The sequence below is a fragment of the Salipaludibacillus sp. CF4.18 genome (assembly GCF_051262595.1).
Classification (GTDB): domain Bacteria; phylum Bacillota; class Bacilli; order Bacillales; family Salisediminibacteriaceae; genus Salipaludibacillus; species Salipaludibacillus neizhouensis.
Genome location: NZ_JBIMEV010000081.1, coordinates 1 through 14,800, shown reverse-complemented (window position 1 = coordinate 14,800; position 14,800 = coordinate 1). Strand labels below are relative to the sequence as shown.

The 14,800-nt window shown below is 38.3% G+C and carries 12 protein-coding genes and 3 pseudogenes; 8 read left to right on the top strand and 7 right to left on the bottom strand.

Annotated features, from left to right (window positions below):
• The first annotated feature begins 1 nt into the window (after window position 1).
• Window positions 2–433 (top strand): flavin reductase family protein, encoded by a 432-nt coding sequence (locus tag ACHABW_RS24125; RefSeq protein ID WP_435759356.1) that lies wholly within the window; start codon window positions 2–4, stop codon window positions 431–433.
• A 179-nt stretch (window positions 434–612) separates the two neighbouring features.
• On the opposite strand, the pseudogene ACHABW_RS24120 reads toward ACHABW_RS24125, so the two are convergent.
• Window positions 613–1,420, bottom strand: a pseudogene (locus ACHABW_RS24120) (ISL3 family transposase); the annotation flags it as partial.
• Between the two features lie 18 nt (window positions 1,421–1,438).
• Window positions 1,439–2,225: pseudogene (locus tag ACHABW_RS24115) on the bottom strand (ISL3 family transposase); the annotation flags it as partial.
• Between the two features lie 121 nt (window positions 2,226–2,346).
• On the opposite strand from ACHABW_RS24115, the gene ACHABW_RS24110 reads away from it, so the two are divergent.
• A complete protein-coding gene (locus ACHABW_RS24110; protein WP_435759354.1) occupies window positions 2,347–2,796 on the top strand; it encodes a helix-turn-helix domain-containing protein in 450 nt (149 codons plus the stop codon).
• A gap of 533 nt (window positions 2,797–3,329) precedes the next feature.
• On the opposite strand, the gene ACHABW_RS24105 is transcribed toward ACHABW_RS24110, so the two are convergent.
• Genes ACHABW_RS24105 through ACHABW_RS24095 form a run of 3 tightly spaced genes read right to left on the bottom strand, consistent with a single transcriptional unit; the run spans window position 3,330 to window position 5,308 of the window.
• Entirely contained in the window at window positions 3,330–3,710 is a 381-nt protein-coding gene (locus tag ACHABW_RS24105) for a 5-carboxymethyl-2-hydroxymuconate Delta-isomerase (RefSeq protein ID WP_435759352.1), read from the bottom strand.
• 16 nt (window positions 3,711–3,726) lie between these two features.
• Window positions 3,727–4,485, bottom strand: a complete 759-nt coding sequence (locus ACHABW_RS24100; protein WP_435759350.1) for a fumarylacetoacetate hydrolase family protein — start codon at window positions 4,483–4,485, stop codon at window positions 3,727–3,729.
• Between the two features lie 49 nt (window positions 4,486–4,534).
• On the bottom strand, window positions 4,535–5,308 hold the full coding sequence (locus tag ACHABW_RS24095) for a fumarylacetoacetate hydrolase family protein (RefSeq protein ID WP_435759348.1): 774 nt from the start codon (window positions 5,306–5,308) through the stop codon (window positions 4,535–4,537).
• A 693-nt stretch (window positions 5,309–6,001) separates the two neighbouring features.
• Here ACHABW_RS24095 and ACHABW_RS24090 point away from each other — a divergent pair.
• From ACHABW_RS24090 to ACHABW_RS24080, 3 genes are all read left to right on the top strand, one after another.
• A complete protein-coding gene (locus ACHABW_RS24090) occupies window positions 6,002–7,318 on the top strand; it encodes a flavin monoamine oxidase family protein (protein ID WP_435759346.1) in 1,317 nt (438 codons plus the stop codon).
• Between the two features lie 165 nt (window positions 7,319–7,483).
• Window positions 7,484–7,849, top strand: coding sequence for a cupin domain-containing protein (locus ACHABW_RS24085; protein WP_435759344.1), 366 nt, complete (start codon window positions 7,484–7,486; stop codon window positions 7,847–7,849).
• 122 nt (window positions 7,850–7,971) lie between these two features.
• On the top strand, window positions 7,972–8,892 hold the full coding sequence (locus tag ACHABW_RS24080) for a DMT family transporter (protein ID WP_435759342.1): 921 nt from the start codon (window positions 7,972–7,974) through the stop codon (window positions 8,890–8,892).
• Window positions 8,893–9,672: 780 nt separating this feature from the next.
• Here the strand turns inward: ACHABW_RS24080 and ACHABW_RS24075 are convergent.
• Window positions 9,673–10,326 (bottom strand): GntR family transcriptional regulator, encoded by a 654-nt coding sequence (locus ACHABW_RS24075; RefSeq protein ID WP_435759340.1) that lies wholly within the window; start codon window positions 10,324–10,326, stop codon window positions 9,673–9,675.
• A gap of 44 nt (window positions 10,327–10,370) precedes the next feature.
• Window positions 10,371–11,270: a LysR family transcriptional regulator gene (locus ACHABW_RS24070; protein ID WP_435759338.1), complete on the bottom strand. Its 900-nt coding sequence runs from the start codon at window positions 11,268–11,270 to the stop codon at window positions 10,371–10,373.
• Between the two features lie 208 nt (window positions 11,271–11,478).
• Between ACHABW_RS24070 and hpaE the strand changes: the two genes are divergently transcribed.
• The 3 genes and pseudogenes from hpaE to ACHABW_RS24055 form a co-directional block, all read left to right on the top strand.
• Window positions 11,479–13,002, top strand: coding sequence for a 5-carboxymethyl-2-hydroxymuconate semialdehyde dehydrogenase (gene hpaE / locus ACHABW_RS24065; protein ID WP_435759336.1), 1,524 nt, complete (start codon window positions 11,479–11,481; stop codon window positions 13,000–13,002).
• A gap of 28 nt (window positions 13,003–13,030) precedes the next feature.
• Window positions 13,031–14,506, top strand: coding sequence for a 4-hydroxyphenylacetate 3-monooxygenase, oxygenase component (hpaB, locus tag ACHABW_RS24060; protein WP_435759334.1), 1,476 nt, complete (start codon window positions 13,031–13,033; stop codon window positions 14,504–14,506).
• Between the two features lie 27 nt (window positions 14,507–14,533).
• A pseudogene (locus ACHABW_RS24055) lies at window positions 14,534–14,800 on the top strand (3,4-dihydroxyphenylacetate 2,3-dioxygenase); the annotation flags it as partial.

Genomic DNA, 14,800 nt, shown 5'->3' with positions numbered 1-14,800 from the left:
TATGGGGAGATTTGCGACCGGAGTCACCATTATTACGACGGAAGTGAACGGAGAAGTACACGGAATGACTGCGAATGCTTTTATGTCGGTGTCTCTCGAACCGAAACTTGTCCAAATTTCAGTGGCGGATAAAGCAAAAATGTTAAAGCTAATAAATGAATCAGGGAAATACGCGGTCAATATTTTGTCGGAAGACCAGCAAGAAATGTCGATGTTGTTTGCGGGACAAATCAAAGAAGAGAGAGACGTCCAATTCGAAACGTTTGAAGGATTACCCATTATTAAAGACTCTCTTGTGAGTTTGGCATGTAAAGTGTATGACCACCATGTAGCTGGAGATCATACCTTGTTTATCGGAGAAGTGATGAATTTGAAAATCCAAGATGGTAACCCGCTCACTATATTCGAAGGGAAATACAAAGAGCTAGTTTAATTAAAGAAGGTTTTGTTCCATTAGTTCGCTTACATCAGGGAAATCTCATGTTGATTATCACTTTGGATGCCTTTCATTCATAATTTGTGGAAAAGGTATTGAGCATGTATCTCTCCATGCTATAAAAAAACTAGGTTCTAAGTCAAATGTTGGGGGGGTAATCTCCCCACTCCTTTATCCTACTGAGTCTTTATATGTTTCCATTGATGATGAAGTATTGAAGTAATACGTAATACTCTCATTCGAAATCGATCGTACCGCCAAAAGCCAAAGGCATTTCGTTTAAAAACTTTGGTCTGGTTGTTGAGGCCTTCCACAAGTCCATTTGTATACCTCAAAGCAAAACTGTTGAAGATTTCAGGCTGCCAGTTTCTAAAGGTTTGAATTGCTGAACGGAATGCTTCATTTAACCTTGCAGTAGTAATCATACAAAGATTCCTTTACGGAGCTTCATATCAGTTGCTTCCTTTTTCTATTGACATCTCAAATCACTCACAGTAAAGCTCCTTAAGTTTATAGGCTTCCGAAAACAAGTACCTGTTCAGATACCAGCGCTGTTTCTAGGACAGTTCGGCCTTTGGCTTATAAAAGACATGCTTCATTCTCTTGCATTTCTTCCTGTCATAATCTTGAAAGTTTTTCTGGACACTTCGCCGGACTCTTTCCAAATCCGAGTAGATATATCGACAGAAGTGAAAAAGGTCGGCAATAATGATAGGATTTCCAAGCGTTTTTTTAACTGCAGATTTAATGCTTCGACTCATGTCCATGGCGACTCTCTCAACCTTGTGACCTTTCTTCCGCAAATAGTTTTTCACCGTTTCTATGGTTAAGCAGTGTATCCAGAGGCCTGATGACCTGGTATTTCCCTTCATTTATATCCCCTTTATATTCATCGATAGCTATCACCTCAGGCAGTACTGGTACAGCCTGATTGTCAAATCGGCGCATGACGGTAGTTGGGGGAGTGTGAAAAATCTCCGCGGTTTACTTAGTCTTTCTCTGTTATCCAGGCGGGTTAACCGCCTGGATTTTGATCGCTTGTCGCCACATGATCTTTTTTCTTAAACGTTCAAAGCTTTTAATTCCATAAGACATTCGCTTAATCACCTTTGTTGCATTATTAACGCTTTCAATGTAGCCATTATTAAAGGGATACATAAAGGACCGAAGGATTTCTTGTTTCCATCGGATAAAGGTCTTTGTGACTTTCTGAAACGCAGGTATCTCGGCGTCCTTCACAAGGGAAATCTACGCCTGTAGTCCTGCCTTTGGCAGTCTCAGAATTGGAGTTCTTAAACCAATGATCTAAAGCATTCTTAAGCTCATATGCTTTTCTCAATTCATCGTGCCCTTCCAATACTTCCTTCACTCGCCGTTTTCCTTTGTCATTCAGCTTCTCCGGTGATTTCCAAAGCAACTCTTTACTTCGTTTCATCCGAATTCGCTTATCTTTCGACAGGTCGTGTTGCACTTGACGTCGAACCTCATCGAAGGCCCAGTAGACTTGTCTCATATAGTGAAAACGATCGGCTATGATTAGGATATCACCCAACGCACGTCGTATCGCCTCTTTGAATGCTTTGGATAAATCCATGACGACAATCTCCACGCTCCCATAGTCACATCCACGAAAATACTTCTCAATGGTTTCCACGCGTCGATCAGGCAAGATATCAATGATCTCACGGTTCTCTACATCCACAATCTTCGTTTGAAATCTCTCTCCACCAGCGTCACCTTTGAATTCATCCAATGCAATTGCCCCAGGAAGTACTTTTCTTGGCTCTATACTGAATGTTGTGGTGTCCCCTACCAGATCTGGAAGTGAGGTATGAGCATAAAAAAAGCACCTGATCCTCTTTCTTTGTTAAGCTTTAGTTACCACACAAAAGCCAAAGGAGAGAATTCAGATGCAACCTCATTTTATCACAAATTTATTAGGGATTAAAGATGCTCACGTTCATGTTTTCGACAGCGGAGAGGACATGAATGACTTTTGGTTTGAGCTCTATACAACGGTACGTAAACAAACCTGTCCACCTTGTCTAAAACGGATTCATAGTTATAGAGAACAGAAAATTCAAGGGGATCGTATATCTGGAAAGCGTGTCGACTTATATGTGAAGAAGCGCCGATATCGTTGTTTAGCATGTCGTTACACGTTCTTTGAGAAACTATCGTTTTTAAATCGGTATCAACGACAAACGACGATGGTAGAACAGGAAGTATTGGGGTTGTGTACAGAGATGAGCTTCCATAGTGTCGCTAGAATCAAAGGAATTAGTGCGAATCGCTGCCTTCGTTTATTTGATCAGCGAGAAATCAGCGTAAGAAAAGGGCTCTATACTGAATGTTGGTAATAGGTGAATCCTTGAAAATAAATTCAACATATATTTACCTCATTATGTTATTCGAAAAAATAATTGGAACCCCATTAATATAACAATTAAGGTAAGCAGACTAGAAAATAATATATAATACAATATTTCGGGACTGATAGCGACGAGCCATACACATCACCTAAAGCGATGATTCTCCCCGTTCGAAGTAAACTACGACGTTTTAAAAAAAGAGAGGAAGACCTGCAAGAGCATTCAAAAAAACAACATTGAGGTCGGTTGCTGCAGCGGCTGCAGGACTAATATCGTAAAATATTAAGAGAATGAGAACGAATAACCCCCCGACCTGCACCAATGATTGTTCCACATGTACTTGCTACAAAACCAAGAATTATAAGATCTAATCCATTCCATATTCATCCCTCCTCTATCTGTTATATCACGAGAGAAAGAATGAATGTGGGCCCAATATGATATGGAATAGCCTATACATTTGTAAGAGAAAAAAAACTACCCTAGGAGAGGTGAAAACATTTCCAGGGCAGTTGACGAAATTATTTATACCGGGTATGAATATTATTTTTTTTGTAAGTAGGGTTTTGAAATTCCAGAATTTCGAAAGATAAGGATAAGTATCGTTTCTCAAAAGTGTCAGAAAAATGTTCTGTGATCACATCGAATATCTCATCACAGACTATTTTTTTTTCCTCATCACTGCGACCGCCACCTATTTTTAGTTGTGCATGGACAAAAGCATCATCTTCTGTTCCGTCTGCTACTACATAGTCATTAAGTTCGATTGCTCGAGAGCGGATACCACCAGTTGGAAATACACCGCCTTGTCCGATGATTACGTCATTTACTTTTTTTAAAAGGGAGCGGATATCACCTTCAGGGTTTAAGTTATCCGTGTATTCCACGATAAAATGGGGCATATAAACTTCCTCCTTCTTAAGAGTGCTGAAATTCTTTATCGCTGATAATATGGTTCTTCAAGGATCCGATGCCTTCAATTTCTGTAATGACTTCATCTCCAACATTAACACCAGTAGTTCCTTTAGGAGTTCCTGTTAATATGATGTCATTTTCGTTTAGTGTCATAAAGCTACTGAGGTACTCGATCAAGTCTGGAATCGTAAAAATCATGTCTTTTGTTGAACCGTCTTGAGTCACCGCTCCATTTACAGTTGTTTTTAAGGGAAGGTTCATAGGGTCTTTTATATCGTCACGATCGACTAACCATGGACCTATTGGCGTGCAAGTATCACGATTTTTCACCCGAAGGTTAGGGCGATAGTAATTTTCCAGATAGTCGCGGATCGCATAATCATTTGAAACCGTATAACCTTTTACAAAGTCATAAGCATCTTCTTTTTTTACATTTTTGGCTGTTTTCCCTATAACTACACCGAGCTCACACTCGTAATGCATAAAAGTGACGTCCTCTGGTCGTTTCGTGGAAGCATTGTGTCCAATAAACGTGTTTGGTCCTTTTAAAAAGACTAAAGGCTCTTTTGGTGCGCTAAAAGATAACTCTTTAGCATGATCCGCATAATTTAAACCTAACGCAAAAACGGTTTGTGGTTTAACAGGTGGAAGCCACTCTACTTCTTCTTCTGAAAACAAGCGACCATCTGTTAACTTTACTTTGCCTTGATATTCATAAGCATTATGGATTGCTCCGCCTATTGCTACACGTGCTCTCTTCATTGTATTTCCTCCTTTGATTTAAGTAGTCCGTTAACGATAACTAAAAAGCTTATGCCTCTTGTTCTGAGATAATTTTATTCTCTAAAGCCCCAATGCCTTCAATTTCTATTCTTACTATGTCTCCTTCTATTACAAGTGGAGGGTTTTCAGGGGTGCCTACTAATAGAACATCTCCTTCAGAGAGAGTCATAAACTCTGTCACATCTTCAATAAGTTGTTTCGTATTTCGTATTAAACTTTTAGTGGAGCTTGTTTGTTTTAATTCATTATTCACAAACACTTTAATATCCAGATTGTCTGGATCAGAAACTTCGTCGACTTGGACAATCCAGGGTCCTATAGGGCAGAATCCATCCTGAACTTTTTGTTTGATAGCCGGACGATGGATACTCTTATGTGGAATACTAATATCATTTACAATTGTGAAGCCTTCCACATAATCAAGCGCTGAATTTGCCGTAACTTGTGTACATGTTTCTTTGAAAACAATACCTAATGCTGCCCCAACTTGTAATGTGTTTTCCTCTCTTGGTAGAGGGATTTGCGCCAAGTGAGGAGAAAGAGTATTTACTGGCTTAATATATAACACTGGTGCTTTGGGGGGGGCTTTGTACGGATCTTCTTTTAAAGTATCCCCCATTGCTGCCAGTTCCCCTTCATAATTCAGGGCTGTCCCATAAATGATTCCGCTTACAGGGACCTGCCAATTAATCTCATTAGCATGAACTGTTCTGTTCTTGAAAGTTATTTCATTTGCCGTAGGGGTAATATCTACATCGGTAGATTGTTGTAAATTATTAAATAAACATCTAGCTTTGACCATAGTTTCACACAGCTCCTTTTCTTTAGATAAAATAGTCGATTATTATATATGTTATTATATATGATTTAAGGCATAGTTTCAATAAAAAAGGAAGAACCCTGCAGTAGTGGCTCTGCTGATTACATTTTTTCTTCGTTTTCAAAGGCTGTAAGCGCGTTTAATTTGTGCTTAACGAGCCGTAGTTACTAAATCTCGTGTTGGTGTTTGATTCTGTATCAGTTCAATTAAGTAATTATGTTCTGTGATGGATTGAGTGCCAGGCATCGGTAAAAGTGAAAGCCTTTTTTCTAACTTTGCCCAATCTCTCCCAAACCTGCTCGGCATTACTTCAGCTAAAGTGCAAGGACGGGTGGAAGAAATACAGAACTTATTAATGCGGGTCTAGGCCTACTATAACTGAAAATGGTACTTTGATAATTAATCAGGTTTGGGAAACAGAGAAAGCTGATTTTATGAAGGCATTATAATGCACCAATTATACAAAAGAGACTTTGAGAAAAAATACAAAAAATTCACAAATAATGGCCTAAATGGGTAATAGATTTTACTTCTTATTTCAAACACAATAATAGTAATAATATTGCTTTTACCATAGGAGGCTTATGTTAGCAGAACATTTTATTACCAGAAGGGACTATCTGCTAATATATGTCAGCGCTTACAAAGTATAAGGGCAGAAGGGGTGTTAAATTAATGGGAAAAAGTTATGATGTTATCATTGTAGGGGCTGGATTTGCAGGGATAACTGCAGCGCGAGAACTAACTCAAAAAGGGTATAAGACATTGGTTTTAGAAGCAAAGGACAGATTAGGTGGTCGTACATGGGTCGAAAATCGTTTAGGGCGCGATCTTGAACTAGGTGGAACTTGGGTGCATTGGTCACAACCTCATACTTGGGCTGAAATCACACGTTACAATTTAGAAATAACACAAAGTCCGGTTCCCGAAAAAGCTTATTGGTTGGCAGATAATAAACGTAATGAAGGGACAGCTGACGAACTTTTAGGAAAATTAGATAAAGGTATGGTACGTCTATTGGAGGATGCAAGAAATTATTTCCCTTTACCTTACGCTCCACTCCATTCTGATACTTTACATGAAATTGATCACCTTACGGTTGCAGATAAGTTAAGATCTTTAGGACTCAGTAAAGAAGAGTATGATCTAATTTACAGTATGTGGGCATTGAATTTCAATGGTTCACCTGAGGATGGTGCATTATCACAAGCATATAGATGGGTATCCCTAACAAATTATGACTGGCAATATCTGTTTGAATCCAGTGCAACCTATAAACTTAAAAATGGAACAAAGGAATTAATCGAAGCTATTGCTGGAGATACTACTGCAGATATATCTTATTCTAAACCGGTCTCATCGGTAGAAAAAACTCTTGAAGGCTATAAAGTAAAGACAATAACTGGTGAGGAATTTTACTCTAAAACTGTAATCGTTACACTCCCATTAAATGTTCTAAATCGTATTAAGTTTAAACCAGGTCTTTCAGAAGGTAAGCATCAAGCAGGAGAAGAAGGACAAACGAGCAAGGGTGTGAAATTTTGGGCGAAATTGAAAGGGAAATTCCAGCCTTTTGTTGCAATGGCCCCAGCTGATTACCCGATAAATTTTGCACAACTAGAATATATTAATGAGAAGGATAGCATTATTGTTGGATTTGGTCCGGATTCCAAAAGAATAAACATCGAAAATAAAGTAGAAGTTGAAAGGGCACTTCGTCATTTGATTCCTGATTTGGAAGTGCTTGAATCAACGGGACATGACTGGGTAGATGATGAGTATTGTGGGGAAACCTGGCCTATGCAACGTAAGAATCAGTTGACAAAATACTTAGCAGAACTACAAAGGCCAGAGGATGGACTTTTCCTTTCTGGATCAGACTATGCAAATGGATGGGCTGGTTTTATTGATGGTGCAATTGAGAGTGCATTTACTACTAGTAAGCTAGTAGAAATATACTTTGTTGAATCCAATCAAAAGTTAGAAGCATAGCCTGAGAACTAAAACCATACAATTTTTGAAAATATCTACTAATTAAATTAACTGAATTTTTAAAAAGATAAACAAAAAATAGGCCATTTGGGTAATAGATTATTTTTGTTCATAATGTATCTAAAGCATAAGGGCCAAAGAATATAAAGTTGGAGGAATTTAATCATGACACAATCAAACAATGCAAAAGAATTAGTATTTCAGCTATCCGGAAAAGATGAAAAATGGGAGCCTTTTATGGTTGGTGAAGCAAAAGTGGGTATGGTTAGTTGGTTAAGGCAATCGCAAAGTGAAGATGGTGTAGTATTTGCCGGATTATGGAAACATACACCCGAGGAGCACCCAAATGGGATGCCTTATGGTGCGGAAAGTAATGAAACATTTTACGTTATCGAAGGTAAAGCTGAAATCACAGATACCAATGGAAATACGATTTTATTAGAAAGAGGGAATAGCTATTCTCTAAAACAAGGATATGAGGGAACGTGGAAAACGATAGAGGCGTTTAAAAAGTTTTTTATAGTAAGCTAGTCTAATTTATGACATATATAAGTCATGCCATTTTAAAGGATTGACATAAACTTTCGGTAGCTAAGGTTACCGTAAAATTAATTGAAAGCGTTACTAAAATAAAAGGCGGAGGTATTTCATTTATGAGAAAAGGACTGATTTATATTTTGTTAGCTATGGGGTTTATTGGAGTAACCATTCCATTAGGTGGGGAATTAATGATGAAATTCCCAGTTTGGTTATTTACTTGTATAACAATAGGCGTTGCTGCAGTAATAATGATCCCTATTGCAACGTTATATGAGAAAACAAAATGGACGAAATTAGGAAAAAAGAATTATTTTGGTTTATTTATGCAAGCTTTACTTACTTGTACGCTTTATACAGTATTCCTCTTATATGGATTAACTTATGCAAGTGCAATATCCGTTGGAATCATTACTAGTATTATACCGGCAGTGGTATTTATTTTAGCGTTTTTCCTGTTAAAAGAAAAATTAAATACAAAAAAGTTTATTTCCATTACTCTAGCTGTAATAGCTGTTTTAATAATGAATATAGCTGGTGTACAGATAGGAGGAGGATCTAATTTCTTAGGTATTTTATTCATGCTATTAGCTGTTATATCGCTTGCATTGTTTTTCATATATGCAAAGAAATTCGCTGTAGAATTACCACCATTGACGTTAGCAGCAGGACTTTGTGCGTGGGGATTCATTCAAACCTTACCAATGGCTGTATATGAATACCAAACATTTGACGCATCTGTAATAACTGCTGGAGATTGGTGGGGGACGTTTCTTTACGCAATTCTTGGTTGGGCATTAGCATATGCATTTACATTTTTAGCTATGCCAACAATTAATGCTAGTACAGCTGGTATGGCAACCGCAGTAATGCCTATTGTAGCAGCGGTTGTTGCATTGGCGTTTTATGGAGCATCCATACGTACAGTAGATATTATTGCACTAATTCTTGTAATCGCTTCAATTATTATCGCAGAATCACAAGAGAAATCTGATACGCCTTCTGTAACTAAAGAGGATGTAGTTGAAGCAAAATGAAATTAGTAGAACCAAAAAAATAAAGCTACGAGCTTTCTTTAGTGAACGATATTAATATAGGAAGTTCTTTAAAAGAAGGAATCATACAATGGAAATTGGAAAAGAAGTAGAAAATCAGCAGTATCTACTAGTAGAAGAGATGGTAGGTGTTTAGTGAATATTAATTAAAATCTCGCTAATCGTAATTGAAATAATTGTATTATCATAGAAATAACTTCGATATTAAAGGGTCCTGTGTCATGATGCAGAGTTTTCCAATTCTTTCTCTTTAGAACCCAATACGGATTACCTCGGATGGGTTCTAACCACTTGCCACTCTAGTATTTTCTTGCGTAACCTTTGGAAACTCTATTTCGTGAGACATACGTTTAATTACTTGTTGCATTACTCACCCTCTTAGCTCGATCAATTACTAAAATTTGATAATTCCCTGTGTCACTCTACTCTATGCACTTTTCGATGGTTTCTGCACGGCGGTCAGGCAGTTGATCAATTAACTTTCGATTTTCCCATCCACAGTGATCGTTTGGAACGTTTCTTTATCCCCACTCTCTTATAGAACAAACTGGCACCTATCCTCTCCTTGTTGTTTTGTGAGTGATAACTCAAGGATAACAAAGAGAGAGAAACGGGGTGCATTTTTTTGTGTCTATTATTGGTTGACGCAGGCTTGCGAAATAACAGGGACACCATATCATTCAGTATGGAGGCAGTATCTTGTGCTTTTGGAATAAAGCAACGAAAAAAAGCCTGCATTCTAGTGAGTGCAGGACTAAATAATTATGCTTTTTCTTGATTTTCATAAGCGATTAGTGTATTCAATTTATGCTGACGAGCAAAAGCTTCTAATTCTTTGGAAGATACTTGGTTTTTAATCAGTTCAATTAAGTAATTGTGTTCTTTGATAGACTGAGGGGCACGCATCGGTAAAAATGTGAATCCTGAGTTCCTGACTGTACCAAGTCTCCCCCATACCTGTTCGATATTATTAATAAGAAGTGTGTTAGGACAATGAGAATAAATTGCAAAATGAAACTTTTTATTTAAATCGCTAAAAGTATTTAGATCATATTTCATTAAAGTTGCGTTCATTTCCTCATTTATAGCAACCAGATCACTTACATCTTTCTCTTTCATGTGAGGAGCGCTTAATGCTGTTGCATAACCTTCCAGTACACCTAATAGTTCAAGGGTCTGTTTGTAGACTTTTTTGTCAATGGAAAGTACTACAGCGCCCACATTCGATTTATATTCAATCAGTTGATCTGCTTCAAGTCGGCGAATTGCTTCTCTGACAGGGATATGGCTGGATCCTACCTCCTTAGCAATTTGATCCAAAATAATACGTTGTCCTGGGGCGTATATACCATCAAGAATTCGTGAACGAAGTACATCGTATGCATGTTTACTTTTATTACTAGTTTTCTTTTTCATATATATTATTATATATATAATAATATATAAATTCAACAATATGGTTAAAGTTTGTAAGGATAAGCCTCTTTGAAAAGATCTAATAGACGTTTGGCTCCCTTGGTCAAGTAGTGATCTCTTTTCCATATGATTCCGAGTTCAGCTAGTATTTTAGCGTCTTCAAGTTCGAGAATACGGAGATTTCCATAACGGAAGCCTTGTAAGGTAGATTTGGGAACAATAGTTGCGCCGACTCCAGCGGAAGCTAAAGAAAGGAGCATTGAAGCATCTGGACATTCACAAATAATATTAGGCTCGAAACCGTGGCTTCTGCATTCATTAACAACTAATTCGAACTGTCCGGCGCCGCTAAGTCGATGTAATAGCATTAGAGGTATATTTTTAAGTTCATTCATTGAAACGCTGTGAATATTGGGATCAAAGCTTGACCATTCTTCTGGTAAAATCAAAACGTATGGTTCAGAAGGAAGGCGTAGAATCGAAAACTCCTGAAGATCAACCGGTAGTCTGACAAGAGCTAGTTCTATTTCTCGGTGGGTTAAACTGTCTGAAAGAAAAGATGTATCTCCTTCTCTAAGTAAGAAAGAGATATCTGGATGCTTGTAACGTAACTGTTTAAGCTGTTCAGGCAAGTAAGAAAAACATGACTTATTAGACCCAATACAGAGAACTCCCCGTATACCTTCTTCAGTTTCTTGTACTTCAATAATAGTTTCTTCCATTTCTTGAAGAATTTTTTTAGCATTTTTATATAGTACCTTTCCAGAAGTCGTTAATTGAAGCGAACGGCCGTGCCTCTCAAATAACTTGGCGTTAAGATCTTCTTGAAGATTTTTAATTTGCTGACTGAGGGGTGGCTGTGCCATATGGAGTTTATTGGCGGCTTTGGTTATTTGACCTTCATCAGCCACTGCACAAAAGTAACGAAGTTGTTTGATATCCATATTAATCAGTTCCTCCTTTTCGATAATTATTCATTTTTTAAATTGTATACTAAAAAAGTATACTTAATCAATAATATTGATATTTTTCATATAAATACATACGTGATATATTAAATGTGCAAAGTATTCAAGTAATTCAAAATAATTTCCTTTTATTTTTTTTAGGTATTAAAGAAAGCGTTAACAAATCAAGGGGAGGAATAAAAAGATGAGCACAGATCGACTAACAGATGTCAGTGAAGCAGGTAAGAAAGCGATAAATTCCATTTCGAATATTAAACTTTACATTGATGGATCTTTTGTGGATGCGGAAAGTAAAAAAACCTTTGATAATATTAGTCCCTTTACGAATGAAAAGATCAATACTGTTGCTTCAGGAGATGAAGCCGATATTGCAAAGGCCGTTAAAGCGGCACGTAAAGCCTATAAAGGTGAATGGGGAAATATGAAAATGAAAGATCGGCTAACGTACATATACAAAATAGCCGACTTAATTGATGAGCATATTGATGAAATTGCCCCTTTAGAATCTTATGACACTGGTCTTCCAATCAGTCAAACGAAAAAGATGGTTGCTCGAGCAGCGAATAATTTTCGTTTTTATGCGGAAATGGTATCTGCTCGTTTAGTCGGAGAAGTTTACCAAGTCGATGACGAGTTTTTAAACTATACGGTACAAAAGCCGGTAGGAATTGCTGGTTTAATTACTCCTTGGAACGCGCCCTTTATGCTGGAGACCTGGAAAATTGCTCCGGCCTTGGCGACAGGTAACACAGTAGTTCTAAAACCTGCAGAGTTGTCGCCACTTACTGCAAATCGCCTAGCGGAAATCATTGATAAAGCAGAACTTCCGGACGGTGTATTTAACGTTGTACACGGTTATGGAGAAACTGCCGGTGCTTCCCTCGTTGCTAACCCTGATGTGGAATTGATTTCCTTCACAGGAGAAACTACAACAGGGTCAGAAATTATGAAAAATGGGGCAGACTCCTTGAAACGCTTTTCCATGGAGCTTGGAGGAAAATCACCGATTATTGTATTTGAAGATGCAGATGTGGACCGAGCATTAGATGCGTGCACATGGGGGATTTTCTCTTTTAACGGGGAACGTTGTACGGCCAATTCCCGCTTGTATCTCCATGAATCGATCGCGGAGTCGTTTATTGAAAATCTGAAAGACCGGGTTGCGAACATCCGAGTAGGAGACCCAATGAGAGCGGATACACAAGTTGGCCCGCTGATTCATACGGATCATTACAATAATGTGAAAAGCTATATCGAGTTGGCAAAAGAAGAAGGCTGTGAAGTAATCAGTGGAAATATACCTGGGGAACTGAATCGTGGAAACTATGTTGCGCCAACGATTTTATTAAATGCTAAGAACAATATGCGTATTGTCCAGGAAGAAATCTTCGGACCTGTCATTGCAGTGATGACATTTAAAGATGAAGCTGAAGTGATTGAACTTGCTAACGACGTTCGCTACGGACTTGCCGGATATGTATGGACCAAAGACATGCAACGGGGACATCGAGTAGCACATGCTATTGATTCCGGAATGCTTTGGGTAAATTCACAAAACGTCCGCGATTTGCGTACTCCTTTCGGGGGTTCTAAACACAGCGGTATTGGACGAGAAGGCGGGCACTATGCGTTTGACTTTTACACTGAAACAAAAATTATTCATGTAGCAATGGGAGATCATCATATTCCACAGTTTGGTAAAAAATAATTTACAAAATTTAAGGGAGGAAATTAAAATGCCAGCAAAAACAGGAGCAGAGTACAAAGAAAAGATTCGTAAAGCAAAAAATAATGTATACATTCACGGGGAGCGTGTGGAGGATCCGACGACGGATCCTAGTTTCAAAAATGTCATCAACTCGATGGCAAAGCTTTATGACTTGCAATATGAACAACCAGAAAAAATGCTTTATACATCACCTACTACCGGTAATAAAATAGGGATGACATGGCTTCGTCCAGAAACTATTGAAGACCTCGTGAAAAGAAGAGAGGCTATCCAAACTTGGGCTCGTACATCTGGTGGTATGCTCGGACGCTCTCCAGACTATTTAAATGCAGAAGTAATGGCAATGGGAGTTGCCAGCGACTTGTTTGGGGAAGATGATCCGATGTTTGCAGAAAACGCAAGAAACTATTATGAATATGCTCGTGAAAATGATATTAGTTTGACACATACTTTGATTCATCCGCAGGTGAACCGTGAAAAAGCCCAGCATGAGCAAAAAGATGCTAATGTAGCACTTCATCTCGTTGAAAAAAGGGCTGACGGAATAATTGTAGATGGAGCTCGTCTCCTAGCTACTCAAGGTGGTATTACGGATGAAATCCTTGTATTCCCATCGACTGTTAAACAGGCAGGCGAACTCGATGATCCATATTCGCTTGCATTCGTAGTGCCCAATAACACACCTGGTCTGAAGTACATCAGTCGTGAATCTTTCGACTATGGTAAGAGTGAGTGGGATCATCCAATGAGCAGTCGTTTTGAAGAGGGAGACGCTGTTGTCTACTTTGATAACGTATTTGTTCCTTGGGAGAAAGTTTTTGTATGCGGGAACTCTTCTATTTGTAACCGCACTTTCCTTGAGACAAATGCTGTTGTGCACATGTCTCACCAAGTAATCGCTAAAAATGTTGTTAAAACAGAGTTCATGCTTGGTATTATCCTAAGCATAATGGATGCGATTGGTATCGATAAGTTCCAGCACGTTCAAGATAAAGCTACGGAAGTAATGCTGATCCTTGAAACAATGAAATCTCACCTATACCGCGCAGAGCAAAATGCAAAGCCTGATAAGTGGGGAACAATGACTCCGGACTTCGAAGCTCTTAATGCAGCTAGAAACTGGTATCCGAGAGTTTACCCACGTGTTGTTGAAATCTTGAGAATTTTAGGTGCTTCTGGTTTGATGGGTATCCCAACAGAAGCAGACTTTACACATGAAGAAATAGGGCCAATAATAAACAAAGCTCTTCAAGCGAAAAACCTAGAAGGTTATGAAAGAGTGAAACTTTTCCGTCTAGCATGGGATGTTACGATGAGTGCTTTCGGAAGCCGTCAAATGCACTATGAATACTATTTCTTCGGCGATCCAATTAAAATGGGAATGACATATTACGAACAGTTTGAGAAAGAGCCATATAAGCAATATGTAAAGGATTTCTTAAATGAAGTCAAATCAAATGATAAGAGTTTGTCAAATCTATAAGGCTTTGAATCCGAGGAGGAAGAGAAAATGAATTTTGATATTATTCGTACTGGTCGTGCGGTTCTACATGTGACAGATCTAGAGAAGTCAAGAAAGTTTTATGATGCTCTTGGCTTCATTGAAACGGAAGCTGATGAGGAGAACATTTTTTACCGTGCTATTGAAGATCATAACCATCATTGCCTATGGTTAAAGAAAAAAGCAGAACCAGCGGTAGAAGTCATTAGCTATAGGGTAAGTGCGGAGAAGGACCTTGACGAATTATCGGTTTTCTTTGAAAAACAAGGTTACGAG